Genomic DNA, 13,515 nt, shown 5'->3' on the forward strand with positions numbered 1-13,515 from the left:
TTTTACATAGAAGATCTCTGTAACACAAAGGTTCAATGTAAAACAACTGTAAACTATGCGGGTTTTTGCTAGATAGGAGCGCTGAACTCGCCAAACCGCCTATCAAGCAAGGCGGTTTCACTCAGCAATCAACTTGAACTGACAGTTCGTTGGGGGGTAAGCCTATTTGTAAGATAACTGGTTGAAATGCAGTCTCATCCCGCCAATAAGAGGCGATTTTACGCGCTAAAAAAAAGCCTAAAAAGCCACCAGCGACACCAGAAAGAGCAACCCAGACTTGTTCAAAACCCGCTAATTGTACTAACGCTGCAACCAGAAATAGGCCAATCAACGGGGTTAAATAAACGAGCATAGCAGAGCGCAGCAAACTCCCTTCAGGAATTCCAACCTCCACTTTTTGCCCAACAACTAAAGGTTGCTCAATGTCAACTTCGAGCTGATGTTCGGTATTTGGCCCTATTTTACTCAATGCGTATGAACCACATGCCGCGCGCGCGCTACAGCTACCACACCCAGAAGAAGCCCCATAACGCAATAACGCCCTTCCTTGGTGCCAACGAATAACTGTTGCCCACTCTTTTATCATCATCTACTCCTGAAAACGAATGCTTGCAGCGACTTGCTGTGCCGTTGATAACGGCAGTTCACCTATTATGGTAATCACATTTTGTTTCTGAGTCATTGTATAAATTGTGCGGCGGCCATTTTGGACTGGTTGTTCTAAAGGCAAGCCTTGCTCAGCTTTAGTGACATTAACCGAAAAAGTGAATAAGCCATCACTAAATAATGCGCTCTCTACCTCATCATTTTCGGCAAGTTTACGTTTTGAACGAGAGACTTCTTCAAACCCAGGAGGTAAAAGTCCAACACGCCATTTAAATGACGGACGATTATCCTGAGGGGAGACTAGCAGCGGTGGTAAATTAATCTTACTTAAATTCACCAGAGAGTCATTCACCGTTTTGCTGTCTAGCACTGTTGAAATGACGCGAAACTGTTCTAACGTTTGGTTATTGTTATCTAAGAGATCGACCCGTAATGGCAACTTATTTTCTTCATCAATCAGAAGAACATAATTAAAACGAGAGTTATCTTTAGAAATAATGCGAATAACGAGTGAAGGCTTATCACCGATATGGGTTCGCCCCGCATCGATAAAATTATAGTACGGTTTGATTTTGTCATAATCAGCAAATAATACCGAAGGCAAATTATCGACAATATGCTTCCCATTTAAGCTGAAGGCATCAAAACCGGGTTCAAAATAACTGATCCTTTCCCCTTTTTGCACTATTTCACGCCGCGTAGAATCCATTTGGATCATTTGAGAGACAGGAACATTATTAATGATCCCATGTCGATAACGGACAGGCACGATGCTTCTGGGACTAAAGGACATAAAAGACATTTCGTAGGAAAGATTTTGGGCAGCGCTCCCCATCTCTTTAAAGAGAGCTTCGGCATCTTGTTGAGATGCCGAAGCTTGATTAGATAAAATCAGGCTGCCCGCCAGGCAGATGACGGATAACCACTTATTCATTAGCGCGCTTTAGCTCCAGCGGGTGCTGTAGTAATATCATCATTATCATGATATTGCTGATTAAGCATTGAACGTCTTTCAATTTCATATTGCTGTAGCATTGCATTTACACGCTGATTTTGCTGCTCAACTTGTTGCATTTGTTGCTCGTTACCAAAAAGTTGACCATCAGAGAAATTTAAACTCACAGGTGCGCCTGCTCCAACGGGAACGGTGTTAAACACAGGTTCATCAATCACCGATTCCGTTGAATTACTTTGATTATACTGCTGCACCCCAACGATAACAGCAAGGGATACACATGCTGCAACACCAATTTGGGTGATTTGACTTGCCCATGGACGAATTTTTTGCCAGAACGGCATCGCGCCCCATGTTGCAGGTTCAGGCTGTGACTCAACAACTACCTGAGGATTAATACGCACAACTTCATTCTCTAATGCTGCGGCGACTTTACCCGCTATGTCAAAATTGATGACATCAGGTGTGTCATTACGCAGAGTATCACGAATAAGATGATAGCTCTCCCAACGTTTTTGTAACGTTGAATCACATGAAATGGCATTTAACAGTTCTACATCTAGAACTTCACCATCCATCATTGCGGAAAGTTTCTCTCTTTGCATGCCCGAATACCTTCAGTTAATTGCATCACAATTACAGTTTAATGCCCTGATTTCGCTATTTTTTGCACGTTATCTTGTGTTCCAAAAAACAATTCAATAAACACAAACATATTAGTGCTGCTGGATCAGTGGCTGTACTTTATTATCAATAGCTTCTCTTGCTCTAAAGATACGCGAACGCACGGTGCCTACAGGACAATCCATGATCTCGGCGATCTCTTCATAGCTTAAACCATCAAGTTCTCTGAGTGTTATTGCCATTTTTAAATCTTCAGGTAACGACTCAATGGTTCGAAAAACTACTTTCTTCAATTCATCAGACAACATTAAGTTCTCTGGGTTCGATATTTCTTTCAAAGCGCTTGCAGTTTCGTAGTTTTCTGCATCGCTTGCTTCAAGATCTGACGCGGGTGGGCGCCTATCTTGAGCGACTAAATAATTTTTAGCCGTGTTTACCGCAATACGATATAGCCAAGTATAAAAAGCACTATCACCGCGAAACGACCCTATCGCACGATAAGCTTTGATAAAAGACTCCTGAGCAACGTCAGGTACATCCGCTTGTGGTACATAACGGGAAACCAAGCTTGCAACTTTGTGCTGGTATTTTACAACCAGTAAGTTGAACGCTTTTTGATCGCCCTTTTGGACTTTTTCGACCAACATCTGGTCCGTTAGTTGCTCGCTCATTACTGGGAAAATCTCCCGCGCTCAGGCTGTAAATTTGTTAACTTGATCATGTCTCCCTTCCTAAAGCAAGCGTTACTTTGAGTAGTAAAAACAAGTGAAGTTCAATTTAATACATAAAAATAGTAAAAAATTGACAAAAAACCGTGTGACTACCGATAGAGGATCTAAGTGATCCTAATTAATTTATCGCTAATTTATACATTATTCTACGTATCACACCGCTTTATTTACCCTAAGTACCAAACCTGACTCAACCCCCTAGTAGATATACAAGGCTGAACGCTATTTCACAAATAGCATTGCCAAGCCTGATAGGCTAACATGAAACTTCCAATAGATACTATACTGTGACTGCTCTCTGCCGTAAACGGCTAGGCCTGCCACTTCTTAGGGCGCAACCGTCTGTATAACGGGTTTTATGCTGCCCCTTATGGGTAGAAACGACGAGTATATACAACATGCAAACACTTATGAACGATCCCACACAGCATTACACTGATATTCTGATTATTGGCAGCGGTGTCGCTGGGCTTTCCGCCGCTTTACGACTTGCTCCTTTTCATAAAGTTACTCTCCTAAGTAAAAGCACACTCAATGAAGGGGCTTCTTATTACGCACAAGGTGGAATCGCAGCCGTTTTCGATAATACCGACAGCATTGAATCCCATGTAGAAGATACTTTAATTGCAGGCGCAGGTATTTGTGAAAGAGAGGCCGTCGAATTTATCGCCTCGAATGCCAAAGAGTGCGTTCAGTGGTTAATTGATCAAGGCGTACTATTTGACACGGAAGTGACTGAAACAGGTGAAACCCAATATCACCTCACTCGCGAAGGTGGACACAGCCATCGCAGGATCCTTCACCATGCAGATGCAACTGGCAAAGAGGTTGAAACGACTCTCGTCAACCTCGCTTTTGCGCATCCGAATATCCATGTTAAAGAGCGCTATAATGCGGTTGATCTCATTCGCTCCGATAAGATCGGATTAGCAGGCGAAAGCCGTATTGTCGGTGCCTATGTTTGGAATCGGCAAAAAGAGCACGTTGAAACGATCCGAGCAAAAATCGTTGTTTTGGCTACAGGCGGCGCCGCAAAAGTCTATCAATACACAACAAATCCCGACATCTCTTCTGGGGATGGCATTGCGATGGCATGGCGTATTGGATGTAGTGTCGCTAACTTAGAATTCAATCAATTTCATCCAACCTGCCTCTTTCATCCGCAAGCTCGCAATTTTCTATTAACGGAAGCGTTACGTGGTGAAGGAGCCTATTTGAAACGCCCTGATGGAAGCCGTTTCATGCCCGACTATGATCCACGCTGTGAATTAGCGCCGAGAGACATTGTTGCGAGAGCGATCGATCATGAAATGAAACGCTTAGGTGCTGATTGCATGTACCTTGATATTAGCCATAAACCCGCTGATTTTATTCAAAGCCACTTTCCTACCATCTATGAAAAACTGATAACACTTGGTTTGGATCTGACGAAAGAGCCGATCCCCATTGTACCCGCAGCCCATTACACATGTGGCGGTGTCAGCGTCGATCAAAACGGTATGACCGATATCCCCAACCTTTATGCCATTGGTGAAGTCAGTTATACAGGGTTACACGGAGCCAACCGCATGGCATCTAACTCGCTGTTAGAGTGCCTCGTTTACGGATGGTCCGCCTCACAGCATATTTGCCATGCGATCACGCAGATCGAGGATATTCCCGTTCTCCCTGAATGGGATGATAGCCGTGTACACAACTCAGATGAGCAAGTTGTGATTCAACATAACTGGCATGAGCTACGCCTATTTATGTGGGATTATATGGGGATCGTACGAACCACTAAGCGTTTAGAACGCGCCTTGCGACGCATCCATTTGTTACAGCAAGAAATTCACGACTATTATGCCAATTTCCGTATTTCTAATAACTTACTTGAACTGAGAAACCTCGTCCAAGTGGCTGAACTGATGGTTCGCTGCGCTTTAGAGCGTAAAGAGAGCCGCGGGCTACACTATACGTTAGACTACCCTGATCTACTGGAGCATTCAGGCCCCACCGTACTCAAACCGTAATCTCATACCTAGCCAACCTGAGGGTTGGCTATTAATATTTCAAATAAAAATCCCGAATAAGCCGCTGAAAGTCTTCAGTATAGATGTTATTGTCTGCTTCTTTTAACACTAACGTTGAAATTTCTGGCTCAACTAATTCCCGCTTTAATCCCAACAACATACGGTGAAATGGCGTCGTTGCTTTATCTCGAATATTAACGCGATAAGCAGTAAACCAGCCATTACGATGCGCCATAAGCTCAACTTTTTCACCGACATCATAGGGTAATACAAGGCAAAATAGGCCATCTGTGGTTAAACAATCCATCGCACTATCTAATAATGCCTGATGGGTTAACGTCGCGGTATAGCGAGCTTGCTCTCGTTGTTCACTACTGCATGATACTGATGGCTCAAAATAAGGTGGATTACTGACAATCAAATCATACGCTTTTTGCCTTGATACACTAAACTGCGTTATATCTTGCTCAAAAATCTGTAGCCTCTCTCCCCACTTTGACTCAGCGAAATTCTCCTGTGCCTGTTGAGCCGCTGCTTTATCTAGTTCAACAGCATCAACGGTCATTTGCTGATTGCGTTGTGCGAGCATTAGCGCAATGAGTCCACTGCCGCTCCCTATATCTAACGCCTTTTTAGCCTGCTGAACAGGTGCCCATGCGCCAAGTAATACTCCATCGGTTCCGACTTTCATAGCGCAACGGTCATGACCAACAAAAAACTGCTTAAAGGTAAAACCACCTTTGCGATAGCTTTTTTTCACGTTATTCAACCACTCTAAATCGTATATTAATCAATCAATCTTTCATTATGTGACAATTTAAGAATGCAAATTTTACACTTTTTCTACAAAATAATTCTCACATTATGAGAATATTATTTGAGCATCAAAATTTTTACTGCTAAGTTCGAAAAAAAGGGGATACCATGAACAGTATTAACAGGACATTGAATATTTTATCTTACATCACTGCAAGCGCGGCTCCGGTAACTCCGCAAGTGATTTCTAACGCATTAAATATTCCAGTTTCTACTGTTTATCGATTATTAGCCATTCTCATAAATTGGGAATTTGTGACCCATGCAAAACAATATGGCACTTACACTGTTGGTGCGCAGAGTATCAAAACTCAAGAAAAATACTATCACCACAGCTTACTCATGAATTCATCCCAACTAGAACTCCAAGCTCTGAGTAAAAAGACCCAAGAAACGGTCGCTATTATTACATCAAACCTATGTGAAACTATCTGTGTTGACATGATTGAGAGTTCACAAGCCTTACGCTGCTCTTTTGTCATTGGCCGTGGTAATACTCTAATTAAAGGCGCTAGCGCGAAAACCTTGCTCGCCTTTCGAGATGAAGACTACCAATCATTAGTATTTGAAACTCATAAAGAACAGTTACTCTCCCCTGAAAGTATAACGCAATTAAAAAATGCACTGATGCAAATCCGCCAGCAAGGATATGGCGTTTCATGCAGTGAAATAGATGAAGGAGTCTTAGGCGTTTCAGCCCCTATTTTTAAAGGAAACGATGTGATTGCCGTCGTCTCTGTGATGGCACCTGAATTTCGTTCAACCCATCGAGTTGACGAGTTTATCTCTGAGACCTGCAAAGCAGCTCATAACATGACTAAACTAATTAATATGGAGTAATTATGGCAGCACCTTTTATCTGGCAAGGCCGTACTGATGGTGATACTGAGGAGCACCTACGTATCCATCAAGTCATGAATAAAAATACCCCTGCACAGTTTGCTTTAATTGGTTTTGCATCTGACGAAGGCGTTAGGCGCAATAAAGGACGGCTCGGTGCCAAAGCAGGACCTGATGCAATCCGTCAGCAGTTGGCTGGCCTTCCGATACATCACCCCTTGTCCATCCGGGATGCCGGCACTGTTCGCTGTGACGATGGCGATTTAGAAGCAGCGCAACGTCGTCTTTCGGATGAACTTATCAATATTTTATCATCAAATCAGACCCCCATTGTTTTAGGTGGCGGTCATGAAGTGGCTTTTGCCAGCTTTCAAGGACTGTTTGACTTCATCGCTCAAACCCAGCCTACAAAAACAATAGGTATCATTAATTTTGATGCGCATTTTGATTTACGAACGGCACCTGAAGCCACTTCCGGCACACCTTTTTTACAATCGGCACACTTATGCCAGCAGCATCATCGCCCATTTAATTATCTCTGTTTAGGTATTGCTGATCATGGTAATACGAAAGTGTTATTTGATACGGCGGATAAATTAGGTTGCCAATATATTCGTGATAAAGAACTAAATCACAGTCAATTACCTAAGGCCATAGAGCGGCTTCAACAGTTTATTAATAACGTCGATTATTTATATGTAACCGTTGATCTGGATGTCTTTTCTGCCGCAATTGCGCCTGGAGTCAGCGCTCCCGCAGCGAAAGGGATCACTACTGAGATCTTTGATGAACTGTTTTCGGTGATTAAAGCCAGCAACAAAATTGCACTCTTTGATATTGCAGAGTGCAACCCAGAATTCGATATCGATAATCATACTTCAAAATTAGCAGCTTATTTGATTTACCAATTTTTATTCTAATAAACACAATAACGCGACTGATAAATCGCCCGTAGACTCAATTTGTAGCGATATAACAATAACAGTATTTGAAAAAGTACTGACAAAAAATAAAGCGGCAATGATAGATCTCTAGCATGTTCTTCTTTAGTTAATCAGCTAAGTAGAAATAGGCTTTGGGATTTCAAAACTGTCGCTAGGCAGCGTACAAGCAACCTTTAAAGTATCAATAAGGGTGCGGTTAGCCGCTAAAGACGACAAATTGTGAAAGCGGGCACACCGGGAAAATTATATGACATTACAACTAGACACATTATCTACACTTCTGCTTACTGTATTGTGCCTGCTTATGGGCATCCATTTAAAAAAACGTATCGAATGGCTACAACGTTTTTGTATCCCATCCCCAGTAATTGGTGGCTTCTTAGTAAGCCTGATTATTTGGGGGCTAAAATCCTTTAATTTAGCTGAAATCCAGTTTGACACGAGTTTGCAAACCTTCTTAATGGTTGCCTTCTTTACCACGATTGGTATTGATGGCAGCTTTCGCATTCTCAAAAACGGCGGTAAGCTCCTGTTTATTTATCTGTTTATTTGCTGGTTTACAGTGATCTTCCAAGATACGTTTGGTGCCGGACTGGCGCATTTATTAGGCATTGACCCAGTCATTGGCGTTATGGCAGGTGGTGTTTCATTAACAGGAGGCCATGGCGGTGCTGCTGCATTTGGTCAAATGGCAGAAGGCTTAGGTGTGCAGTCAGCGACGGTTGCGGCGATTGCAGCGGCAACTTTTGGTTTAATCACCGGTAGCCTACTAGGCGGCCCCATTGCCTCTTTCCTGATTAAAAAATATAAGGTGACCATCCAAGCGGATGAGTCAGTGCAAAGCCCAAAAGTAACAGAGACCATTGCAGGTAAGATTGAGTCCATTGACGCCCATGCCTTTTTGAAAATGCTCGCTTTGGTACTCGGGATCATGGTAATTGGTCAATTCGCATCTGCACAATTTACCAAAGCAACGGGCTTCTCTTTGCCTAGCTATGTCGGTGCTATGATCATTGCGATTATTATTCGTAATATTAATGACCAAGTTAACCTATTTAAAATCAACCAAAAATCTGTTGATTTAATTTCTGAGGTCTCTCTCGGCCTATTCTTAACCATGGCAATGATGTCGCTAAAAATTTGGGAGCTCAAAGACGTTGCCTTACCACTCTTTATTATTCTATTCGCCCAAGTGGTTGTCCTCGTTCTATTGGTTGTATTCGTGATCTTTAAACTTTTAGGCAAAGATTACGATGCCGCTGTTATGTGTGCTGGATTAATGGGGCATGGATTAGGAGCGACACCTAATGCAATGGCAAATATGTCCTCTGTGTGCGAACGCTATAAACATGTCTCAATGAAAGCGTTCATGATCGTTCCGCTAAGTGGTGCTGTTTTAATTGATTTAGTTGGTATCCCTTATCATACTTGGTTAATTAATATCCTCAGCTAACCCCCATCGCGTGCTTTTCACCTCGGAAAAGCACGCTTTCTGGCAATATCACTGCCCGTTGAAACTTAAAACAGGTACACTTTGCTAAAAGATCGATATTTTCTGATGAACAATTTGGCTAACCTGTTTATAATCAGCGCCCCAAATAGAGGTATATCATGACTGCAACCACATTTACTGAACTTGAACTCGATGAAAGCCTGATCAACGCGCTGGCAGACAAAGGCTATGAACGCCCAACTGCAATTCAGGCTGCCGCTATCCCTGCCGCAATGGATGGGCGTGACGTTTTAGGTTCAGCCCCTACTGGTACGGGTAAAACCGCCGCATTTTTGCTGCCAGCCATCCAACACTTACTTGACTTTCCAAGGAAAAAGTCCGGTCCTCCGCGAGTGCTGATATTAACACCAACGCGTGAGCTAGCCATGCAGGTTGCAGACCAAGCAAAAGAGTTATGTGCACATAACCATCTCGATATCGCTACGATTACAGGCGGTGTCGCGTATATGAACCATGCTGAAGTTTTTAGCGAAAACCAAGATATTGTTGTCGCGACAACAGGCCGCTTGCTTCAATACATCAAAGAAGAAAATTTTGACTGCCGCGCCGTTGAAATCCTGATCCTTGATGAAGCTGATCGCATGCTCGACATGGGCTTTGCCAATGACATTGAAACAATTGCAGGTGAAACACGCTGGCGTAAACAAACTATGCTGTTCTCTGCTACCCTTGAAGGCGAAGCTATTCGTGATTTTTCTGAACGACTGCTAGAAGATCCTGTTGAAATTGATGCCGAATCGTCACGTCGCGAACGTAAAAAAATACAACAGTTTTACTATCGTGCCGATAATTTAGAACACAAAACAGCCTTGTTGTGCCATCTGCTAAAACAAGAGGATGTGACTAAGTCCATTGTTTTTGTTCGTAAGCGTGAGCGTGTCCGTGAAGTCGTACAATGGTTACGAGATGCAGGTATTGAGTCTTGTTACCTTGAAGGAGAAATGGCTCAAGCGAAACGTAATGAAGCCGTTCGTCGTTTAGTGACAGGGCAAGTCAAAGTACTCGTAGCGACCGATGTTGCATCGCGAGGACTTGATATCGATAATGTCAGTCATGTCTTTAACTTTGACATGTCGCGCACCGCTGATGTGTATCTCCACCGTATTGGTCGTACCGGTCGTGCAGGCCGCAAAGGCACCGCTATTTCACTGATAGAAGCTCATGACTATCCGCTGTTCGGTAAAGTCAGCCGTTATATTGAAGACCCCATTAAAATGCGAGTCATCGATAGTCTACGCCCAAGCACCAAAGCACCTTCAGAATCTATGATGAATAAACCAAAACCATCTAAGAAAGTGCTCGCAAAACGTAAAGAGAAAAAGAAAAAAGAAGAAGAGTCCAAAAAGAAAACCAAAGTTCGTCATCGTGACAAAAAGAACATTGGCAAACGCCGTAAACCAAATTCCTCTTCTACGGCACCAACTCGCGATAACGCTGAATAATGCAACTAACGGGCTACGGCCCGTTTTTTATTGCATCATTACCATCTGCAATTTTTCACGCATTCTTTTTCCTTGCGCAGATAACATATCCACTTTAATCATATGGTTTACTAAAACATCACGGCAATCATACCCCTGATAGTTTTTAATACGCCAATCAGCACCTTGGCTCAGTAAAAACTCAGCAACTGATAATGCATGGCTCCCTAATGCATCATGTAACGATGTGTTACCTAAATCATCTACTGCGTTGATTTCTACCCCTTCAGCTAATAAAACTTCCAGTTGCTCTAACCTTCCTGACTGCGCCGCTAAATGCAAATAAGTGCGATTTTGTGGCAATGACGTTTTTCTGATTTCATCTGTGTAAGCAGAACTCAGAAGAATTTTCATAAAGCGAGGATCAGTCGAACGAACGGCATACCCTAGTAGCTCATTAAAATTCGCTGGTTTATTTCTCATTGAAAGCAAGGTAGAAAATTCAGTCACATTGCCTTGCTTAATACTGTTTTCACAGCTGTTTTGCCAATCTGCCAGAGTGCTGTCATGACTCAATGCAAAATTGCAGCTAAATTCTTCTAACTGTGTATTAAAATCATCATTAACCATCGCCTGTTTATTTACCCACGGTGTAAAATGACACATCATTTTGAGAATTTTTGGCATCGTATGGGCGATAAAGTTACGTGTTAACAGACGATGAGGGAGCCAATCCCGCCACGTTTTTTCCCCTTTATAGTAATCCAACACAATTTTGTTACCTAAGGCGGGAGGAAATGGCATCACTGACTGCAACAAATCTAACCAATCATAACGAACCACATAAAAGCGAACGAGACCATCCTTTGCCACTTGTTTTGCGGTCTCGTAATCCATACCAATCTGCTTGATAGTATTCGCAGAAACACCAGCAGAGCTAAAGGCGATGCAAGGTGTCTGGCTTGCAAGAGCTGCAAATGTGGCTAATCCGCCGCCTAAAGAGTGACCTATACAAATCATATTCCCTTTAGAGACCCGATGTAGAATGTTGGTTAAATTTACCGCTTGAAAATATTGCGGTTCAAAGTAGCCCAGCCCTTGTCGTAAATCAGCATAGAAATCAACGAGTTCATCAGAACCAGCAAAACTAATAATATACAAATCATTAAAGCGACAAATATTAGCTTCAAAACCTGTTGATTTATCGCGTAGTAAGCTTGGATCAATGCCAATTTCTTTGAGTTGCAGAGCATTAAGGCGCTCAACACCATGCAGATTTTTCCAATCTTTAAGATAGACCCCATAAGCAATTAACCCAATAAGATAATCATGCGATTGAGCATGTGGGCCTAAAAGTTGTTTTGGCGATAGCGTCTGCGTCCATTGATTTTGTTCAGAGCACAGTGCCAATACACCACTTTTTCTCTGATAGATATTAATGCTTTCTTTAATTAACGATATTTCATTTAATGAGTTAGTTTGGATACTCTGATTGATAGAAGACATAGACTCTCCCCATTGAAGATGTGATAAGGGAGATCATTAAAGGCGAAATTTCAGCAGGGAAAAAGAATGTACTTTATTAGAGAAGAATAAAAAAGCCATTGAATTCAATGGCTTTTTGAATTAATTTTAAACTAATACTTCTACCTTGAACAATACAACAATTACAGGCTTTCAGTAAAAGTACGAGTGATCACGTCACGTTGTTGTTCTGGTGTCAGAGAGTTAAAACGCACTGCATAACCAGAAACACGAATTGTTAACTGTGGATATTTTTCAGGGTTTTTCACCGCATCTTCTAAGGTTTCACGGCTTAAAACGTTGACATTCAGGTGTTGACCACCTTCAACACGGACTGTTGGCTTAACTTCTAAAGGTACTTCACGGTACTCAAAAGCACCTAACTCATCCTTAGCAACAATTTGTCCTTCGTTATAATCTGCTTTTGCACAAACACAACGCGCTTCATTTTTCTCTTCATCAAGTAACCAAAAAGAGTTCAATAGCGCTGCATTGTCAGTTTTAGTAATTTGAATACCAGTAATCATGTCGACCTCCACGTTCGGGTAGGATTGGGATCAATCCACTCATTTGACTGCCAATAAAATATTTGGTCTAACCAATGTTTCTACACACTATATACCAGCTAGAACCCTCAGCTTCTTTGATATTTATCAACAATTTCAAGAGGTAATTAACCGTCATTCACCCAACACTATGTTTTAAATCAATTTTTATTATTTATAAAAATCAATTTTTTTAGTTATTTTTAAAAAAATTTTTAATCAAATAGACAAAAGCTCGCCTTTATCTCTTGGGTCTTAAACTGTAAGCTTATAGACATAATTTGTTTGTTATAGGAATTTTCATGTCAAACACACCTACTTGGCACGACGTCATTGGCTCAGAAAAAACACAGGCTTATTTTAAAGACACGCTTGCCTATGTGGCGAACGAACGTCAAAAAGGAAAAATTATTTATCCCCCACAGCAAGATGTGTTTAACGCCTTTAGATATACCGAGCTTGCCGATGTTAAAGTCGTCATTTTGGGTCAAGATCCTTATCATGGTCCGGGTCAAGCCCATGGCTTATCTTTTTCGGTTCTTCCGGGAATTAAGCCCCCTCCCTCATTGGTCAATATGTACAAAGAGTTAGAAAATGACATCCCTGGGTTTAAACGCCCCAATCATGGCTATCTGCTGAGTTGGGCGCAACAAGGGGTGCTCTTGTTAAATACAGTATTAACCGTAGAGCAAGGCAATGCGCACTCTCATGCCCATTTAGGGTGGGAAACTTTTACAGATAAAGTGATTGCTGCCATTAATGAGCATAGAGAAGGCGTTGTTTTCTTGTTGTGGGGTTCACATGCCCAAAAGAAAGGCCGTATCATTGATACTAAGCGCCATCATGTACTAAAAGCCCCTCACCCATCGCCGTTGTCAGCTCACCGGGGTTTTTTAGGTTGTGGGCACTTCTCACAAACGAATCAACTATTGCAGCAGCAAGGGCTTGAAGCCATCGATTGGACGCCTGTTATCGAAGCTTAAC

At 42.2% G+C, this 13,515-nt stretch carries 13 protein-coding genes; 6 read left to right on the plus strand and 7 right to left on the minus strand.

The genetic code is table 11. From position 1 onward, the window contains the following. Window positions 1-121: 121 nt before the first annotated feature. The 4 genes from rseC to rpoE all read right to left on the minus strand — a co-directional run bounded on the left by rseC (window position 122) and on the right by rpoE (window position 2,856). Window positions 122-586, minus strand: coding sequence for a SoxR-reducing system protein RseC (rseC, locus tag PR675_RS08310; protein ID WP_014656334.1), 465 nt, complete (start codon window positions 584-586; stop codon window positions 122-124). Between the two features lie 3 nt (window positions 587-589). Next, complete coding sequence (rseB, locus tag PR675_RS08315) at window positions 590-1,540, minus strand: sigma-E factor regulatory protein RseB (RefSeq protein ID WP_004921489.1); 951 nt, start codon at window positions 1,538-1,540, stop codon at window positions 590-592. Continuing rightward, a complete protein-coding gene (rseA, locus tag PR675_RS08320) occupies window positions 1,540-2,166 on the minus strand; it encodes an anti-sigma-E factor RseA (RefSeq protein ID WP_014656335.1) in 627 nt (208 codons plus the stop codon). Before rseA ends, rseB begins: the two co-directional genes overlap by 1 nt. A 111-nt stretch (window positions 2,167-2,277) precedes the next feature. Then, window positions 2,278-2,856 carry an RNA polymerase sigma factor RpoE gene (gene rpoE, locus PR675_RS08325; RefSeq protein ID WP_004921494.1) on the minus strand — a complete coding sequence of 193 codons (579 nt, stop codon included), beginning with the start codon at window positions 2,854-2,856 and terminating at the stop codon, window positions 2,278-2,280. 470 nt (window positions 2,857-3,326) lie between these two features. Here rpoE and nadB point away from each other — a divergent pair, with 470 nt between their 5' ends. After that, window positions 3,327-4,928: an L-aspartate oxidase gene (gene nadB, locus PR675_RS08330; RefSeq protein ID WP_014656336.1), complete on the plus strand. Its 1,602-nt coding sequence runs from the start codon at window positions 3,327-3,329 to the stop codon at window positions 4,926-4,928. 31 nt (window positions 4,929-4,959) lie between these two features. On the opposite strand, the gene trmN is transcribed toward nadB, so the two are convergent. After that, window positions 4,960-5,688 (minus strand): tRNA(1)(Val) (adenine(37)-N(6))-methyltransferase TrmN, encoded by a 729-nt coding sequence (gene trmN, locus PR675_RS08335; protein ID WP_004921501.1) that lies wholly within the window; start codon window positions 5,686-5,688, stop codon window positions 4,960-4,962. 164 nt (window positions 5,689-5,852) lie between these two features. Between trmN and PR675_RS08340 the strand changes: the two genes are divergently transcribed. The 4 genes from PR675_RS08340 to srmB all read left to right on the plus strand — a co-directional run bounded on the left by PR675_RS08340 (window position 5,853) and on the right by srmB (window position 10,483). Continuing rightward, window positions 5,853-6,584, plus strand: a complete 732-nt coding sequence (locus PR675_RS08340; protein WP_060561150.1) for an IclR family transcriptional regulator — start codon at window positions 5,853-5,855, stop codon at window positions 6,582-6,584. A gap of 2 nt (window positions 6,585-6,586) precedes the next feature. Next, the gene (gene hutG, locus PR675_RS08345; RefSeq protein WP_040133320.1) at window positions 6,587-7,504 is read left to right on the plus strand and encodes a formimidoylglutamase; all 918 of its coding nucleotides are present in this window, start codon (window positions 6,587-6,589) and stop codon (window positions 7,502-7,504) included. A gap of 271 nt (window positions 7,505-7,775) precedes the next feature. Next, window positions 7,776-8,981 carry a sodium/glutamate symporter gene (gene gltS, locus PR675_RS08350; RefSeq protein ID WP_014656340.1) on the plus strand — a complete coding sequence of 402 codons (1,206 nt, stop codon included), beginning with the start codon at window positions 7,776-7,778 and terminating at the stop codon, window positions 8,979-8,981. A 158-nt stretch (window positions 8,982-9,139) separates the two neighbouring features. Continuing rightward, on the plus strand, window positions 9,140-10,483 hold the full coding sequence (gene srmB, locus PR675_RS08355) for an ATP-dependent RNA helicase SrmB (RefSeq protein ID WP_060561151.1): 1,344 nt from the start codon (window positions 9,140-9,142) through the stop codon (window positions 10,481-10,483). 27 nt (window positions 10,484-10,510) lie between these two features. Here srmB and PR675_RS08360 read toward each other — a convergent pair whose 3' ends face one another. Then, on the minus strand, window positions 10,511-11,968 hold the full coding sequence (locus PR675_RS08360; protein WP_060561152.1) for an ankyrin repeat domain-containing protein: 1,458 nt from the start codon (window positions 11,966-11,968) through the stop codon (window positions 10,511-10,513). 161 nt (window positions 11,969-12,129) lie between these two features. Beyond that, window positions 12,130-12,513 carry an autonomous glycyl radical cofactor GrcA gene (gene grcA, locus PR675_RS08365; RefSeq protein WP_004921525.1) on the minus strand — a complete coding sequence of 128 codons (384 nt, stop codon included), beginning with the start codon at window positions 12,511-12,513 and terminating at the stop codon, window positions 12,130-12,132. Between the two features lie 320 nt (window positions 12,514-12,833). Between grcA and ung the strand changes: the two genes are divergently transcribed. After that, window positions 12,834-13,514 (plus strand): uracil-DNA glycosylase, encoded by a 681-nt coding sequence (gene ung, locus PR675_RS08370; protein WP_004921528.1) that lies wholly within the window; start codon window positions 12,834-12,836, stop codon window positions 13,512-13,514. Window position 13,515 lies beyond the last annotated feature (1 nt).

It is taken from the genome of Providencia sp. PROV261 (assembly GCF_028477945.1).
In the GTDB taxonomy this organism is placed as follows: domain Bacteria; phylum Pseudomonadota; class Gammaproteobacteria; order Enterobacterales; family Enterobacteriaceae; genus Providencia; species Providencia stuartii.

Coding starts and splice junctions, on each gene's coding strand:
- rseC (WP_014656334.1), bottom strand. CDS start 586: ATGATAAAAGAGTGGGCAACAGTTATTCGTTGGCACCAAGGAAGGGCG.
- rseB (WP_004921489.1), bottom strand. CDS start 1,540: ATGAATAAGTGGTTATCCGTCATCTGCCTGGCGGGCAGCCTGATTTTA.
- rseA (WP_014656335.1), bottom strand. CDS start 2,166: ATGCAAAGAGAGAAACTTTCCGCAATGATGGATGGTGAAGTTCTAGAT.
- rpoE (WP_004921494.1), bottom strand. CDS start 2,856: ATGAGCGAGCAACTAACGGACCAGATGTTGGTCGAAAAAGTCCAAAAG.
- nadB (WP_014656336.1), top strand. CDS start 3,327: ATGAACGATCCCACACAGCATTACACTGATATTCTGATTATTGGCAGC.
- PR675_RS08340 (WP_060561150.1), top strand. CDS start 5,853: ATGAACAGTATTAACAGGACATTGAATATTTTATCTTACATCACTGCA.
- hutG (WP_040133320.1), top strand. CDS start 6,587: ATGGCAGCACCTTTTATCTGGCAAGGCCGTACTGATGGTGATACTGAG.
- gltS (WP_014656340.1), top strand. CDS start 7,776: ATGACATTACAACTAGACACATTATCTACACTTCTGCTTACTGTATTG.
- srmB (WP_060561151.1), top strand. CDS start 9,140: ATGACTGCAACCACATTTACTGAACTTGAACTCGATGAAAGCCTGATC.
- PR675_RS08360 (WP_060561152.1), bottom strand. CDS start 11,968: ATGTCTTCTATCAATCAGAGTATCCAAACTAACTCATTAAATGAAATA.
- grcA (WP_004921525.1), bottom strand. CDS start 12,513: ATGATTACTGGTATTCAAATTACTAAAACTGACAATGCAGCGCTATTG.
- ung (WP_004921528.1), top strand. CDS start 12,834: ATGTCAAACACACCTACTTGGCACGACGTCATTGGCTCAGAAAAAACA.